Raw genomic sequence first — 14138 nt, 5'->3', positions numbered from 1 at the left:
AGGGCAGACCCCGATAGTGTCAACGGGTGGTGCGGGCGAGGTAGCGCTTACGCCAGAAGACGAGCGCCAGCCCGGCCGCTGTCAGGCCCATGGCGCCCAAGGTCCACCAGAAGCCGCTTTGCTGGTGCAGCAACGGGATGAAGTCGAAGTTCATCCCGAAAATGCCGGCCATCAGGTTCAGCGGCAAAAAGATGGCGGTGAGCACCGTCAAGGTGCGCATGATGTCGTTGGTGCGGCTGCCTTGCACGCTGAAGTGCATTTGCACCGCGGTTTCCACGCTCTGCTCCAGCCGGCGCACGTGGTGCACCACACGCTCTATGTGTTCCAGCACATCCCGGCTGCGCACTTGCAGCAGTTCGCGCTCTCGGGCTTCCAGGGGGCTTTCCGGTTCCGGCCAGGTTTTGATGGCCTCAATCCAGTCCTGAATGCTGGAGCGCTGCTCCTCGCACACGTCGTCCAGTTGATGCAGTGCCATGCGCGCTTCCAGCAAGGCGCTCCAGTTGGCAAAGCGTGCACGCGGGCTCAGCAACTCACTCTGCCAATGGTCCAGCTGCTGGGTCAGTTCGCGCCGCAGGGCGAGGTAACCGTCCACCATGGAGTTCACGATGCGCAGCATCAGGTCTGCAGGGCTGGTGGGCAAGCGTGCACCCGCGGCACGGGATTCAGCGCTGGCGGTTTGCAGCAGCTTGTCGGCGTAGGTGTCGCGCACCGTGCAGTCGTCGGGGTGCACCGTGAGCAACACGCGGTCAAACACGGCAAAACCCACGGGGCTGGTATCTATGCGCCGCAGAATCGGCGGCCCGCTCAGGCGACCGGCCGGTGCACCGCTCACTGGCGCCGCCCCCGGTTTTGCCGTGGAACTCGCCGCCAGGCGGCGGAACACCAGCACGTCGTACTGCGAGGTGTAGTCGTAATGCGAGGGCAGCTGCTTGTTGATCAGGTCGGAGATGTGCAGATCCACCAACTGCACGCCGCACAGGGCTTGCAACGCGGCCTGCACGCGCATCTGCTCGGCCTCAAACTCCGGGCGTCCACAGGCGATCCACACATAGCCCTGCTGTTCCAGTCCTTGTGCGGACAGAGCTTCCAGGTCGACGCTTTCGCGGATGTTCCCCGGCTCGATGTGAAAGATGCGCATGGCGTGCCTTGTGGGTAAAAAGTGCCGCTACTGCTCGTGGAATGAGCGCGGGCAGCTCCTGATTTGATAGCGTCAGGCCTTCAGGGCGCGAGCTGCGTCGAGGGCGAAGTAGGTCAGGATGCCGTCTGCCCCAGCGCGTTTGAAGGCCAGCAAGCTCTCCATCATCACCGCGTCATGGTCCAGCCAGCCGTTCTGGGCGGCGGCTTTGAGCATGGCGTATTCGCCGCTCACCTGGTAGGCAAAGGTAGGCACCTTGAACTCGTCTTTCACGCGGCGCACCACGTCCAGGTAGGGCATGCCGGGTTTGACCATCACCATGTCAGCGCCTTCTGCAATGTCCATCGCCACTTCGCGCAGCGCTTCGTCGGTATTGGCAGGGTCCATCTGGTAGACCTTTTTGTTGCCCTTGCCCAGGTTGCCGGCAGAGCCGACTGCGTCACGGAAGGGGCCGTAGAAGGCCGATGCGTACTTGGCGCTGTAGGCCATGATGCGGGTGTGCACCAGCTTTTCGGCTTCCAGGGCGTTGCGGATGGCGCCTATGCGTCCGTCCATCATGTCGCTGGGCGCCACGATGTCCACGCCGGCACGGGCCTGGGTCAGCGCCTGCTGCACCAACTGGGCGGTGGTTTCCTCGTTCAGGATGTAGCCGTTTTCTTCGGGGCGGGTGTCGGGGATGCCGTCCTGGCCGTGGGTGGTAAACGGGTCCAGCGCCACGTCGGTCATCACCCCAAGCTCGGGGAATTCTTTTTTCAAGGCGCGCACCACACGAGGTACCAGACCGTCAGGGTTCAGGGCTTCGGCGCCGTCATAGGTTTTGAGGGACTGATCGACCACCGGAAACAAGGCCATGACCGGGATTTCCAGCTTCACGCACTGCTCGGCCACCGGCAGCAGCAAATCCAGGCTGAGCCGCTCCACGCCGGGCATGGATGCAATTGGCACGCGCTGTGCTTGTCCGTCCACCACAAAGACCGGATAGATCAGGTCATGGGCGGTCAGGGCGTTTTCACGCACCAGGTTGCGGGTGAAGGTGTCGCGGCGCAGGCGGCGCGGGCGTCCGGCGGGGAAAGGTGCGTAAGGGGTCATGCCCAAAATTGTGCCCGAAAGCCGTGCGGCCCCGTGGTCTGACGGTTTGGTCAATTTGCTGAATACCTCAGCGAATAGGAAGGGTATTGCCAAAAAACGCTTGTCACACGCCGGCAACATTGCTAAATTCCGCTTCGGGTAGCTTGCTATCCCCCGCTTTCCTCCCTGAGCGGGGCCTTGATGTGTGACAGCAAAAAAGGCTTACCACCCCAGCCGTGTGCTGGGGTTTTTTTTGCCTGTACGTTTCGCTGATTTCGCTGAGCTTGATGGTTGTCGGTCGGGGCGGGTGTTCTGCGTAAGTCAAGGAGGAGGCCGAAGGCCGGGGGACATGGAGCAGAACGCCCGCCCCGACCGGCAGCCTGTCCCCCAGCGAGCAAGCCCCCACACGCTGTACAGACGCGACTACACTTTGTCGCATGCTCTGGATCAAAGCCCTCCACATCGTATTTGTTGCCAGCTGGTTCGCCGGCCTGTTCTATCTCCCTCGCATTTTTGTGAATCTGGCCATGGTGCCCGCAGGCTCTGATGCCGAGCGGGCGCGATTGCTGTTGATGGCGCGCAAGCTGCTGCGCTTCACCACCTTGCTGGCCGTGCCAGCCTTGGGTTTGGGTCTGTACCTCTGGGTGGGCTACGGCATTGGTATGGGACCCGGCAGCGGGTGGATGCACGCCAAGCTCATGCTGGTCTTGCTGGTGATCGGTTATCACCAAGGGTGCTCCGTGATGCTGCGCAAGTTGGAAGCCGGTATCAGCCAGCGCAGCCATGTGTTTTATCGCTGGTTCAATGAGATTCCGGTGCTCTTGCTCACGGCCATCGTCATCCTTGTGGTGGTGAAGCCTTTCTGACGAATTTTCGCCATGCACAAGTCCACCGCATGGCCCTTGGCTGCGCTGTACGCGGCGCTGGTGGTTTACGCGAGCCTGTTTCCATTTGTGGAATGGCGAGATCAGGGAATCGCCAGTTGGGAGTTTTTGCTCGCTCCAACACCCCGCTACTGGACCGGGTTTGACGTCGCAGTTAACGTTGCCGGATACGTGCCATTGGGCGGCCTGGTCGCGCTCAGTGCCTTGCGTTCGGGGTGGCGGCGCTCTTCCGTTTGGTGGGCGCCCGTAGGCGTGATGCTGCTCTCCCTGTGCATGGAAGGGCTCCAGAGTTACTTGCCGTCGCGGGTGCCCTCCCGGGAGGACTTTTTGTTGAATGCTGCGGGGGCTTGGGTGGGTGCGTTAGCGGCCTTTGTGCTGCAAAAGGCGGGTGCGATTGATCGCTGGAACCAGTTGCGCAGCCGGTGGTTTGTGCCGCATTCCCGTGGTGGCATCGTGCTTTTGTCGACCTGGCCGGTGGGCTTGCTCTTTCCCGCATCGGTGCCCTTGGGGCTGGGTCAAGTGGTGACCCGGCTGGAGGCGCTGCTGCAGTCCTATGTGGAGGATTCGAGTTTCGAGGCGTGGTTGCCGGTGCGTGATACCGAGTTGTTGCCGCTTGCGCCCGGCACAGAGCTGTTGTGCGTGGCCTTGGGTTTGTTGATTCCCTGCCTCTTGGGCTTTTGTGTGGTGCGTCCGGTGTGGCGGCGCATGGTGGTGGTGGGGGTGACCACCGGGTCTGCCATTCTGGTTTCAGCCTTGTCCGCCGCGCTCAGCTGGGGGCCGCTACATGCCTGGGCGTGGTTGGATGTGCCGGCCCAAATCGGCTTGTTCACCGGGGCTTCGCTGGCGCTGCTGTTTGTCTTCGCCTCCTGGCGGGCCAGTGCCGCATTGGCTTTGCTCTCTCTCGGGGTGTATTTGAGTTTGTTGAACCAGGCGCCGGAGAGTCCGTACTTTGCGCAGACCTTGCTGCTGTGGGAGCAGGGGCGCTTCATCCGCTTCAATGGTTTGGCGCAGTGGGTCGGCTGGTTGTGGCCCTATGTGGCATCGGTTTATCTGCTCGGACAAATTGGCCGCCGGGATGCTAAAAACTAGAATCCCGCCATGACCGACACCACACAAACCACCACCTCTTACTACGAGCGCCACATCTTCTTCTGCCTCAATGAGCGCAAAAACGGGGAAGACTGCTGTGCACACCACAATGCCCAAGAGGGTTTTGACCTTTGCAAGCAGCTCGTCAAAGAAGCCGGTTTGTCCGGCCCTGGCCAAGTGCGGGTCAACAAGGCGGGTTGTCTGGACCGCTGTGCAGCCGGCCCGGTGGCGGTGGTGTATCCGGAGGCCGTTTGGTATACCTTTGTGGATGCCCAAGACATTGAAGAAATTGTCGAGTCGCATCTGAAGAACGGCAAAGTGGTGGAGCGCTTGTTGACGCCCGCCCACCTCGGCCGCTGATTTGAATAAAAAGTGCCGGTAGCGCCCGCCGAATGTGCGCGAGCAGCTACTGAATCCATAGCAAATGAATTCTTCTACCCAAAAGTTCCAGATCGCGGGTCCATCCGGCGTGCTGGAAGGGCTCATCGATGAGCCTGTTGATATCCCTGCGCAGGCCTGGTGCGGTACCGCGGTGATTGCCCACCCTCATCCGCTGTTTGGCGGAACCATGGACAACAAAGTGGTGCAGACGGTAGCGCGCGCCTTCGTGCAGACGGGGTGGCGTGCCGTGCGCTTTAATTTTCGAGGCGTGGGTGGCAGTGAGGGCACTTACGACAACGGCACTGGCGAACTGCAAGACATGCTGGCTGTGGTGGCGCACGCCGCCCCAGACGGGACGCTCGCGCTGGCCGGATTTTCCTTCGGGGCGTTTGTAACGAGCCACGCGGTGGCCGCCATGGCGGAGCGCGACCTTGCCAAGCTTGTGCTGGTGGGCACTGCGGCGAGCCGCTTCGAGGTAGCGCCCGTGGCGCCTGACTTGCACGACCGCACCCTGGTGCTGCACGGCGAGCAGGATGACACCGTGCCCTTGGCTGATGTGATGCACTGGGCCCGTCCCCAAAGCCTGCCGGTGATGGTGGTGCCTGGGGGCGGCCACTTCTTTCATGGACAATTGCCCTTGTTGCGCAGCCTGGTGGCGCGTCATCTCCGGGCCTGACTCTGCGGGTTCGACCGCAAGGCCCGCGCCTCTTTCTCTTTGATTCCCAACTTGACTGACTTATGAAATTCTTGATTGCCTCCGTTTTGGCGGCCCTGAGCTTTGCCGTTGCCGCACAGGCTCCGCGTCCTCCTGAAGTGGCTGCCCGTGCTTATTTGCTGCTGGACGTGACTTCCAACCAAATCCTGGCATCCAAGGACATGGATATGCCGGTGGAGCCCGCCTCGCTCACCAAGTTGATGACGGCTTACCTCGTGTTCGACGCGTTGCGATCCAAAAAAATCGACTTGAAGCAGACATTCCCCGTCAGTGAGCGTGCCTGGAAGATGCCAGGCTCGCGCATGTTCATCGACCCCAAGATGCAGGTGCCCGTCGAAGATCTGATCAAAGGCATGATCGTGCAAAGCGGCAATGACGCCACGATGGCGCTTGCCGAAGGCGTGGGTGGATCGTTGGAGCGCTTCGTCCAGATGATGAACGACCAAGCCAAGGTGTTGGGCATGAAAAACACCGGTTACAAAAACCCGGAGGGTTTGACAGAGGCCGGCCACATCACGACTGCCCGTGACCTCAGCATCCTCGCCACGCGGCTCATGAGCGATTTCCCGGACTACGTGGGTTATTACGCGATCAAGAAATACCGCTATCCCGGTACACCCGCTGCCAATGACAGCAACCGCAACCTTTTGTTGTTTCGCGATCCCACGGTCGACGGTCTGAAGACGGGCCACACGGATGCCGCCGGCTATTGCCTGGTGGCCACCGCCAAACGTGATTTCCCTGCGCTGGCAATGGCGGGCGCACCTGCAGGTACTCCGGCCGCCACGGGAAGCCGCCGACTCCTGTCCATCGTGCTGGGAACCGAGAGTGAAAATGCCCGTGCCAACGAATCCCAGAAGCTCTTAAACTGGGGTTACACCGCTTTTGAAGCGGTAAAGCTGTATGACGCCGGCGCCGCCGTTGTTACCCCCAAGGTCTGGAAAGGGACCCACTCCGAAGTCAAGGCCGGCCGTGCGCAGGGTGTGATCGTGGCAGTGCCTGCGGGTACCGCCGCTCAACTCAAGACTGAAGTCGTCCGCAATGAGCCTATCGTGGCGCCTGTGGCCAAGGGTCAGGTGCTCGGTACCTTGAAGGTGCGTGCTGGCGACCAGGTGGTGGCTGAAGTGCCGCTATTGGCGCTCGATGGCGTGGAGCAGGCGGGGGTCATCGGCCGTGCTTGGGACGCTTTACGCCTCTGGATCCGCTGATCGCCGCGAGCAGTTTGCGTGAAAACCCTCGATCTGCTACATTAGAAGGCTTTTCGGAAATTCCGAAGGGATTCACGTTTTCGTAATATTCAAACGTTTAGGGACGTTTTTCAATGCCAACCATTAACCAACTCGTGCGTCAAGGCCGTGAGGTCGAGACCATCAAGTCGAAGAGCCCTGCTATGCAGAACTCTCCGCAGCGTCGCGGTGTGTGCACCCGTGTGTACACCACGACTCCTAAAAAGCCTAACTCCGCTCTGCGTAAAGTCGCCAAAGTGCGCTTGACCAACGGTTTTGAGGTGATCTCTTACATCGGCGGCGAAGGCCACAACCTGCAGGAACACAGCGTGGTGCTGGTTCGCGGCGGTCGTGTCAAGGACTTGCCCGGTGTGCGTTACCACATCGTCCGCGGTTCTTTGGACTTGCAAGGCGTGAAAGACCGCAAGCAAGCCCGTTCCAAGTACGGTGCCAAGAAGCCCAAGGCCAAGTAAAGCCTGCCGGTTTGAATTTTTCGGTGCTGTTCCCCGCGTGGCGCGAGGTGCAGCGAAGTGACCCGAAGCCCGGAATTGTCCGTGTGGGTCGAGTAAGTGGGAGTTTTGAATAACTCTCGCGGTGTCTGAAAAGATGCCAACTGAAGCAATATGAGGTGAAATATGCCACGTCGTCGCGAAGTCCCTAAACGTGAAATCCTGCCGGATCCCAAGTTCGGCAACGTCGAGCTGTCCAAATTCATGAACGTGATCATGGAAGGCGGCAAAAAAGCGGTTGCAGAGCGCATCATTTACGGCGCGCTGGAGCTGATCGGCAAGAAGCACCCTGACAAGGATCCTCTGGAAGCCTTTACGGTTGCTATCAACAACGTCAAGCCCATGGTGGAAGTGAAGTCCCGCCGCGTGGGTGGTGCCAACTACCAGGTGCCCGTTGAAGTGCGTCCTGTCCGTCGCTTGGCTTTGTCCATGCGCTGGATCAAGGAAGCTGCCCGCAAGCGTGGTGAAAAGTCCATGGCGCAGCGTCTGGCCAACGAAATGTTGGAAGCTACTGAAGGCCGCGGTGGCGCCATGAAGAAGCGTGACGAAGTGCACCGTATGGCTGAAGCCAACAAGGCCTTCTCTCACTTCCGTTTCTAAGCAACGGAAATCGCGGCTTTCAGAGCTTGGCAGGTCCTGGCAGCGCAATTGCGCTGTCATGTGGGCTGGCCATACTCTGAAAGTCGTTTGTCTTGCTGCATGGTGCAGCAGACCCCCTCAAGAATTTGATCAACCAAGGATCCATCATGGCTCGCACTACCCCCATTGAGCGCTACCGCAATATCGGTATTTCTGCGCACATTGACGCCGGCAAAACAACCACGACCGAGCGTATTCTTTACTACACCGGCGTGAACCACAAAATCGGCGAAGTGCACGATGGCGCGGCCACGATGGACTGGATGGAGCAAGAGCAGGAGCGTGGCATCACGATTACTTCTGCTGCTACAACATGCTTCTGGAAAGGCATGGACTCCTCCTTCCCCGCTCACCGCATCAACATCATTGACACTCCAGGACACGTGGATTTCACGATTGAAGTGGAGCGTTCCATGCGCGTGCTGGACGGCGCTTGCATGGTGTATTGCGCAGTGGGTGGCGTGCAGCCACAGTCTGAAACCGTATGGCGTCAGGCTAACAAGTACAAAGTGCCACGTTTGGCATTCGTGAACAAGATGGACCGTACCGGTGCCAATTTCTTCAAAGTCGTAGACCAGATGAAGTTGCGCCTCAAGGCCAACCCTGTGCCCATCGTGATCCCGATTGGCGCTGAAGAAAACTTCACCGGTGTGGTGGACTTGCGCAAAATGAAGGCCATCATCTGGGATGAAGCCTCCCAGGGCATGAAGTTCACATTTGAGGACATCCCTGCTGATCTGGTTGGAGCTGCCAAAGAGTGGCGTGAAAAGATGGTGGAAGCTGCTGCCGAAGCTTCTGAAGACCTGATGAATAAGTACCTCGAAGAAGGTGACCTCACTGAAGAGGAAATCACCGCGGGTCTGCGCGCTCGCACCATCAATGGAGAAATCCAGCCGATGTTGTGCGGAACTGCTTTCAAAAACAAGGGTGTTCAGCGCATGTTGGACGCCGTGATTGAACTCATGCCCTCTCCTTTGGATGTGAAAGCGATCAAGGGATACGACGAAGACGAGCAGGAAACAACCCGCAAGGCTGATGACGATGAAAAGTTCGCAGCGCTGGCATTCAAATTGATGACCGACCCGTTCGTGGGTCAGTTGACTTTCGTTCGCGTTTACTCTGGCGTCTTGAAGAAGGGCGACACCGTGTACAACGCTGTGCGGGGCAAGAAGGAGCGTATCGGTCGTATCGTGCAGATGCACGCCAACAACCGCGAAGAAGTAGATGAAATCCGCGCGGGCGACATCGCTGCTTGCGTGGGCCTGAAGGATGTGACGACCGGAGAAACTCTGTGTGATCCGAATTCTGTGATCACGCTCGAGCGCATGGTGTTTCCTGACTCCGTGATTCGCCAGGCCGTCGAGCCCAAATCCAAGGCTGACCAAGAGAAGATGGGTATCGCGCTGAGCCGTTTGGCCGCAGAAGATCCTTCTTTCCGTGTGCAAACCGACGAAGAGTCTGGTCAGACCATCATCGGCGGTCAAGGTGAACTGCACCTTGAAATCATTGTGGATCGCATGAAGCGCGAATTCGGCGTGGAGGCGAATGTCGGCAAGCCCCAGGTGGCCTACCGCGAAACCATCCGCAAGGGCGTTGCCGATGTAGAAGGCAAGTTCGTGCGCCAGTCCGGCGGTAAGGGTCAATACGGCCACGTTGTGTTCCGCGTGGAGCCTAACGAAGCTGGTAAGGGTTTCGAGTTCCTGGACGAAATCAAGGGCGGTGTGGTTCCTCGTGAATACATCCCAGCTGTGGAAAAAGGTGTGATCGAAGCCTTGAACCAGGGCGTTCTGGCGGGCTACCCCGTGGTTGACGTGAAGGTCGCATTGACATTCGGTTCTTACCACGATGTGGACTCGAACGAAAATGCGTTCAAGATGGCTGCTATCTTCGGCTTCAAGGAAGCTTGCCGCAAGGCAAACCCCGTGATTCTGGAGCCCATGATGGCCGTGGAAGTCGAGACCCCTGAAGACTATGCCGGTAACGTGATGGGTGACTTGTCTTCCCGCCGCGGTATGGTCCAGGGTATGGACGACATGGTGGGTGGAGGCAAAGCCATCAAGGCGGAGGTTCCACTGTCCGAAATGTTTGGTTATTCGACCACGCTGCGTTCCATGTCCCAAGGCCGCGCCACCTACACGATGGAATTCAAGCACTACGCGGAAGCCCCACGTAACGTGTCTGAAGCCATCATGGCAGCTCGCGCCAAGTAATTTTTGTTGTCTGCGACGGTGTGCCGCCCTGTTCCCGTGCGGGGCGAACCAGCAACATCGTGCAGACGTAAAACCAACACACGGGATTAGCTCTTTGGAGATTTGAAACATGGCAAAAGAAAAATTCACCCGTACCAAGCCCCACGTGAACGTGGGCACGATTGGTCACGTGGACCACGGCAAGACAACCCTGACAGCTGCTATCACCACCGTGTTGGCTGCCAAGTTCGGCGGATCTGCCAAGGCTTACGACCAGATCGACGCTGCTCCTGAAGAAAAAGCACGCGGTATTACCATCAACACCGCTCACGTCGAATACGAAACCGCCAACCGCCACTACGCTCACGTGGACTGCCCCGGCCACGCTGACTATGTGAAGAACATGATCACAGGCGCAGCCCAAATGGACGGCGCTATTCTGGTGTGCTCCGCTGCTGACGGCCCCATGCCACAAACCCGCGAGCACATCCTGTTGGCTCGCCAAGTGGGTGTTCCTTACATCATCGTGTTCCTGAACAAGTGCGACATGGTCGATGACGAAGAATTGCTCGAACTGGTGGAAATGGAAGTTCGCGAACTCCTGTCCAAGTACGAATTCCCCGGCGACGACACTCCCATCGTGCGTGGTTCCGCCAAGTTGGCCATGGAAGGCGACAAGGGCGCTCTGGGCGAAGAAGCCATCATGAAGCTGGCTGACGCACTGGACACCTACATCCCCACCCCTGAGCGTGCAGTCGACGGCGCATTCCTGATGCCCGTGGAAGACGTGTTCTCCATCTCCGGTCGTGGTACCGTGGTGACAGGTCGCGTGGAGCGCGGCATCATCAAGGTCGGCGAAGAAATCGAAATCGTCGGTATCAAAGACACCCAGAAGACCACCTGCACAGGTGTGGAAATGTTCCGCAAGCTGCTCGACCAAGGTCAAGCTGGCGACAACGTCGGTATCCTGTTGCGCGGCACCAAGCGTGAAGACGTCGAGCGCGGCCAAGTGCTGTGCAAGCCCGGCTCCATCAAGCCCCACACCCACTTCACCGGCGAAATCTACGTTCTGTCCAAGGACGAAGGCGGCCGTCACACTCCTTTCTTCAACAACTACCGTCCCCAGTTCTACTTCCGTACCACGGACGTGACCGGTGCGATCGAGTTGCCTGAAGGCAAAGAAATGGTGATGCCTGGTGACAACGTGTCCATCACTGTGAAATTGATCAACCCCATCGCCATGGAAGAAGGCCTGCGTTTCGCTATTCGCGAAGGTGGTCGTACCGTGGGCGCTGGCGTGGTTGCCAAGATCATCGCGTAATTCGCACATTAAGGAATTACGATGGCCGCCAAGCAAAAAATCCGCATTCGCCTGAAGGCGTTCGACTACAAGCTGATCGATCAATCGGCAGCTGAAATTGTTGACACTGCTAAGCGCACCGGCGCGATTGTCAAAGGCCCCGTGCCTTTGCCAACACGCATGAAGCGCTTCGACATTCTGCGTTCACCTCACGTGAACAAGGCAAGTCGTGACCAGTTTGAAATCCGCACCCACCAGCGTTTGATGGACATCGTGGATCCCACGGATAAAACCGTGGATGCATTGATGAAGCTCGACCTGCCTGCTGGCGTGGACGTGGAAATCAAGCTGCAATAAGCAGACCAGCCCGGCGTGAAAATGCCGGGCAAATAATGTGAGAGGGTTGAGGCTTGCACGAAAATCGAGCCTCGGCTATACTCGCTGGCTCTGCTCCGAGGCCGATGGCTTTGGGGCTGAGTTTTATTAACAGTCTTTCATCATCAAAACACAGCAGCCAATTGAAGTTGCTGTGGGTGGAAGTTACGGAGAAAACAATGAGTCTTAGCAATCACTTAGGGTTGCTGGGTCGCAAAGTTGGCATGATGCGTCTATTCACGGACGACGGGGACGCAGTTCCCGTTACCGTGGTGGATGTGTCGAACAACCGTGTGACACAGGTGAAAACCCAAGAGAACGACGGCTATGTGGCCTTGCAGGTCACTTTCGGTGCGCGCAAAGCTTCGCGTATCACCAAGCCCGTCGCTGGCCACTTGGCCAAAGCTGGTGTCGAAGCCGGCGAAATCATCCAAGAATTCCGCGTGACTGCTGAGTCCGCTGCGAAATACGCAGCAGGCGCAACTGTGCCTGTGACCGACGTGTTTACAGTGGGTCAGAAAGTGGACGTGCAGGGTACTTCGATTGGTAAAGGCTACGCTGGCACCATCAAGCGCCACAACATGTCTTCCCAGCGCGCATCCCACGGTAACAGCCGCTCGCACAATGTGCCCGGCTCTATCGGTATGGCTCAAGATCCAGGTCGCGTTTTCCCCGGAAAGCGTATGACTGGTCATTTGGGTGATGCCACTGTGACGACTCAAAATTTGGACGTTATCCGTGTTGACGAAGCTCGCCAGCTCCTGTTGATCAAGGGTGCTATCCCCGGATCCAAGGGTGGTTTCGTGACCGTTCGTCCAGCTGTCAAAGCCAAAGCCTCTAAAGGAGCGAACTGATGCAAGTCGAACTCCTGAATGAACAAGGTCAGGCAACTTCCAAATACGACGCTCCTGAAGCTGTATTCGGTCGTGACTACAACGAAGATTTGGTGCACCAAGTGGTTGTGGCCTTCCAGGCTAACGCCCGTCAAGGTACACGTGCCCAAAAAGACCGTGAACAAGTCAAGCACAGCACCAAGAAGCCTTTCAAGCAAAAAGGAACCGGTCGCGCTCGCGCTGGTATGACATCCTCGCCACTGTGGCGTGGCGGCGGTCGTATTTTCCCGAACATGCCTGATGAAAACTTCGGCCAGAAGATCAACAAGAAGATGTACCGTGCAGGTATGGCATCCATCTTGTCTCAGCTGGTGCGCGAAGGCCGTTTGGCCGTGGTGGATTCCCTGAAAGTGGAGTCGCCCAAGACCAAGGCCTTGGCTGCAAAGTTCAAGGCAATGAATTTGGAATCCGTTTTGGTGATCGCTGATGAGGTTGATGAGAACCTGTATCTGGCATCCCGTAACCTGGTGAATGTTCTGGTGGTTGAGCCCCGTTATGCTGACCCCCTGTCTTTGGTCCACTACCGCAAGGTGTTGGTGACTAAGGCTGCCATGGACACACTCAAGGAGATGTTTGCATGAGCCACGGTCCCAATCTGACCAAATTCGATGAAGGTCGTTTGATGCAAGTGCTCGTCGCTCCCATCGTGTCCGAAAAGGCCACCATGGTTGCTGAAAAGAGCAATGCTGTGACTTTCAAGGTGCTGCAAGACGCTACCAAGTATGAAATCAAGGCCGCAGTGGAATTGATGTTCAAGGTCGAGGTAAAAGGCGTTTCTGTGGTGAACACCAAGGGCAAGACCAAGCGTTTCGGTAAGTCTGTTGGCCGTCGCGACAACGTTCGCAAAGCCTATGTGACCCTGAAGCCCGGTCAAGAGCTGAACCTCGGCGGGGAGGCTGCGTAATCATGGCTGTCATTAAAATGAAACCAACTTCCCCAGGCCGTCGTGGCGTGGTGAAGATTTCGCGTGACCACCTGTACAAGGGTGCGCCTCATGCAGCTTTGTTGGAACCCCAGTTCCAGCAAGCCGGCCGTAACAACAACGGCCACATCACTACCCGTCACAAGGGTGGTGGTCACAAGCATCACTACCGCGTAGTGGATTTCGTCCGTAACAAGGATGGCATCCCCGCGAAAGTCGAACGCATTGAGTACGATCCCAACCGGTCCGCACACATCGCATTGGTGTGCTATGCAGACGGCGAACGCAAGTACATCATCGCCCCACGTGGCTTGGAAGTCGGCGCAACCATTCAAAACGGTTCCGAAGCTCCTATCCGCGTTGGCAATACATTGCCTATCCGCAACATTCCAGTGGGTTCCATCATCCATTGCGTAGAGTTGCAAGTGGGCAAGGGCGCTCAGATCATCCGCTCTGCCGGTACTTCCGCCACACTGTTGGCTCGTGAAGGCACATACGCCCAAGTGCGTGTGCGTTCCGGTGAAGTCCGCAAGATCCACATCGACTGCCGCGCGACCATCGGTCAAGTGGCCAACGAAGAGCACAGCCTGCGCCAGTTGGGCAAGGCCGGTGTGAAGCGTTGGATGGGTATTCGCCCAACCGTCCGTGGTGTGGTGATGAACCCTGTTGACCACCCGCACGGTGGTGGTGAAGGCAAGACCGGTGAAGGCCGTCATGCAGTCGATCCTTGGGGTAATCTGACCAAGGGCTACCGTACCCGTAACAACAAGCGCACGCAGGTCATGATCGTGTCGCGTCGCAAGAAGTAAGGGG

The 14138-nt window shown here is 58.0% G+C and carries 16 protein-coding genes; 14 read left to right on the top strand and 2 right to left on the bottom strand.

Features of this window, described 5'->3' with window-relative positions; all coding sequences use genetic code 11:
* Positions 1-19: 19 nt before the first annotated feature.
* Positions 20-1138, bottom strand: a complete 1119-nt coding sequence (locus RAN89_RS01640) for a magnesium transporter CorA family protein (RefSeq protein WP_313867938.1) — start codon at positions 1136-1138, stop codon at positions 20-22.
* Between the two features lie 72 nt (positions 1139-1210).
* Positions 1211-2224: a porphobilinogen synthase gene (hemB, locus tag RAN89_RS01635; RefSeq protein ID WP_313867937.1), complete on the bottom strand. Its 1014-nt coding sequence runs from the start codon at positions 2222-2224 to the stop codon at positions 1211-1213.
* Between the two features lie 416 nt (positions 2225-2640).
* On the opposite strand from hemB, the gene RAN89_RS01630 reads away from it, so the two are divergent.
* The 14 genes from RAN89_RS01630 (at position 2641) to rplB (ending at position 14134) form a co-directional block, all read left to right on the top strand.
* Complete coding sequence (locus RAN89_RS01630; protein WP_313867936.1) at positions 2641-3069, top strand: CopD family protein; 429 nt, start codon at positions 2641-2643, stop codon at positions 3067-3069.
* Positions 3070-3081: 12 nt separating this feature from the next.
* Complete coding sequence (locus RAN89_RS01625; RefSeq protein WP_313867935.1) at positions 3082-4176, top strand: VanZ family protein; 1095 nt, start codon at positions 3082-3084, stop codon at positions 4174-4176.
* 9 nt (positions 4177-4185) lie between these two features.
* A complete protein-coding gene (locus RAN89_RS01620; RefSeq protein ID WP_313867934.1) occupies positions 4186-4536 on the top strand; it encodes a (2Fe-2S) ferredoxin domain-containing protein in 351 nt (116 codons plus the stop codon).
* Positions 4537-4600: 64 nt separating this feature from the next.
* The gene (locus RAN89_RS01615) at positions 4601-5233 is read left to right on the top strand and encodes an alpha/beta hydrolase (protein WP_313867933.1); all 633 of its coding nucleotides are present in this window, start codon (positions 4601-4603) and stop codon (positions 5231-5233) included.
* Between the two features lie 62 nt (positions 5234-5295).
* Entirely contained in the window at positions 5296-6480 is a 1185-nt protein-coding gene (locus tag RAN89_RS01610) for a D-alanyl-D-alanine carboxypeptidase family protein (RefSeq protein ID WP_313867932.1), read from the top strand.
* Between the two features lie 113 nt (positions 6481-6593).
* Complete coding sequence (gene rpsL, locus RAN89_RS01605) at positions 6594-6971, top strand: 30S ribosomal protein S12 (RefSeq protein WP_076196147.1); 378 nt, start codon at positions 6594-6596, stop codon at positions 6969-6971.
* Between the two features lie 162 nt (positions 6972-7133).
* A complete protein-coding gene (gene rpsG / locus RAN89_RS01600) occupies positions 7134-7607 on the top strand; it encodes a 30S ribosomal protein S7 (protein WP_293662282.1) in 474 nt (157 codons plus the stop codon).
* Between the two features lie 146 nt (positions 7608-7753).
* Positions 7754-9856, top strand: coding sequence for an elongation factor G (fusA, locus tag RAN89_RS01595; RefSeq protein ID WP_313867931.1), 2103 nt, complete (start codon positions 7754-7756; stop codon positions 9854-9856).
* 109 nt (positions 9857-9965) lie between these two features.
* Positions 9966-11156: an elongation factor Tu gene (gene tuf, locus RAN89_RS01590; protein ID WP_313867780.1), complete on the top strand. Its 1191-nt coding sequence runs from the start codon at positions 9966-9968 to the stop codon at positions 11154-11156.
* A gap of 21 nt (positions 11157-11177) precedes the next feature.
* The gene (gene rpsJ, locus RAN89_RS01585) at positions 11178-11492 is read left to right on the top strand and encodes a 30S ribosomal protein S10 (RefSeq protein WP_068674876.1); all 315 of its coding nucleotides are present in this window, start codon (positions 11178-11180) and stop codon (positions 11490-11492) included.
* A 197-nt stretch (positions 11493-11689) separates the two neighbouring features.
* Positions 11690-12364: a 50S ribosomal protein L3 gene (gene rplC / locus RAN89_RS01580; protein ID WP_313867930.1), complete on the top strand. Its 675-nt coding sequence runs from the start codon at positions 11690-11692 to the stop codon at positions 12362-12364.
* Entirely contained in the window at positions 12364-12984 is a 621-nt protein-coding gene (rplD, locus tag RAN89_RS01575; RefSeq protein ID WP_087495492.1) for a 50S ribosomal protein L4, read from the top strand. The genes rplC and rplD overlap by 1 nt, the downstream gene beginning before the upstream one ends.
* The gene (gene rplW / locus RAN89_RS01570) at positions 12981-13307 is read left to right on the top strand and encodes a 50S ribosomal protein L23 (protein ID WP_087495491.1); all 327 of its coding nucleotides are present in this window, start codon (positions 12981-12983) and stop codon (positions 13305-13307) included. Before rplD ends, rplW begins: the two co-directional genes overlap by 4 nt.
* A 2-nt stretch (positions 13308-13309) precedes the next feature.
* Positions 13310-14134, top strand: coding sequence for a 50S ribosomal protein L2 (rplB, locus tag RAN89_RS01565; protein ID WP_087495490.1), 825 nt, complete (start codon positions 13310-13312; stop codon positions 14132-14134).
* Positions 14135-14138: the final 4 nt, after the last annotated feature.

This window comes from Rhodoferax mekongensis (genome assembly GCF_032191775.1).
In the GTDB taxonomy this organism is placed as follows: domain Bacteria; phylum Pseudomonadota; class Gammaproteobacteria; order Burkholderiales; family Burkholderiaceae_C; genus Allorhodoferax; species Allorhodoferax mekongensis.
The sequence above is the reverse complement of the archived record's forward strand: the minus strand, read 5'-3'. Positions and strand labels throughout refer to the sequence as shown.

Coding starts and splice junctions, on each gene's coding strand:
- rpsG (WP_293662282.1), top strand. CDS start 7,134: ATGCCACGTCGTCGCGAAGTCCCTAAACGTGAAATCCTGCCGGATCCC.
- rpsJ (WP_068674876.1), top strand. CDS start 11,178: ATGGCCGCCAAGCAAAAAATCCGCATTCGCCTGAAGGCGTTCGACTAC.
- RAN89_RS01610 (WP_313867932.1), top strand. CDS start 5,296: ATGAAATTCTTGATTGCCTCCGTTTTGGCGGCCCTGAGCTTTGCCGTT.
- rplW (WP_087495491.1), top strand. CDS start 12,981: ATGAGCCACGGTCCCAATCTGACCAAATTCGATGAAGGTCGTTTGATG.
- rplD (WP_087495492.1), top strand. CDS start 12,364: ATGCAAGTCGAACTCCTGAATGAACAAGGTCAGGCAACTTCCAAATAC.
- hemB (WP_313867937.1), bottom strand. CDS start 2,224: ATGACCCCTTACGCACCTTTCCCCGCCGGACGCCCGCGCCGCCTGCGC.
- RAN89_RS01620 (WP_313867934.1), top strand. CDS start 4,186: ATGACCGACACCACACAAACCACCACCTCTTACTACGAGCGCCACATC.
- rplB (WP_087495490.1), top strand. CDS start 13,310: ATGGCTGTCATTAAAATGAAACCAACTTCCCCAGGCCGTCGTGGCGTG.
- RAN89_RS01625 (WP_313867935.1), top strand. CDS start 3,082: ATGCACAAGTCCACCGCATGGCCCTTGGCTGCGCTGTACGCGGCGCTG.
- rpsL (WP_076196147.1), top strand. CDS start 6,594: ATGCCAACCATTAACCAACTCGTGCGTCAAGGCCGTGAGGTCGAGACC.
- tuf (WP_313867780.1), top strand. CDS start 9,966: ATGGCAAAAGAAAAATTCACCCGTACCAAGCCCCACGTGAACGTGGGC.
- rplC (WP_313867930.1), top strand. CDS start 11,690: ATGAGTCTTAGCAATCACTTAGGGTTGCTGGGTCGCAAAGTTGGCATG.
- RAN89_RS01615 (WP_313867933.1), top strand. CDS start 4,601: ATGAATTCTTCTACCCAAAAGTTCCAGATCGCGGGTCCATCCGGCGTG.
- fusA (WP_313867931.1), top strand. CDS start 7,754: ATGGCTCGCACTACCCCCATTGAGCGCTACCGCAATATCGGTATTTCT.
- RAN89_RS01640 (WP_313867938.1), bottom strand. CDS start 1,138: ATGCGCATCTTTCACATCGAGCCGGGGAACATCCGCGAAAGCGTCGAC.
- RAN89_RS01630 (WP_313867936.1), top strand. CDS start 2,641: ATGCTCTGGATCAAAGCCCTCCACATCGTATTTGTTGCCAGCTGGTTC.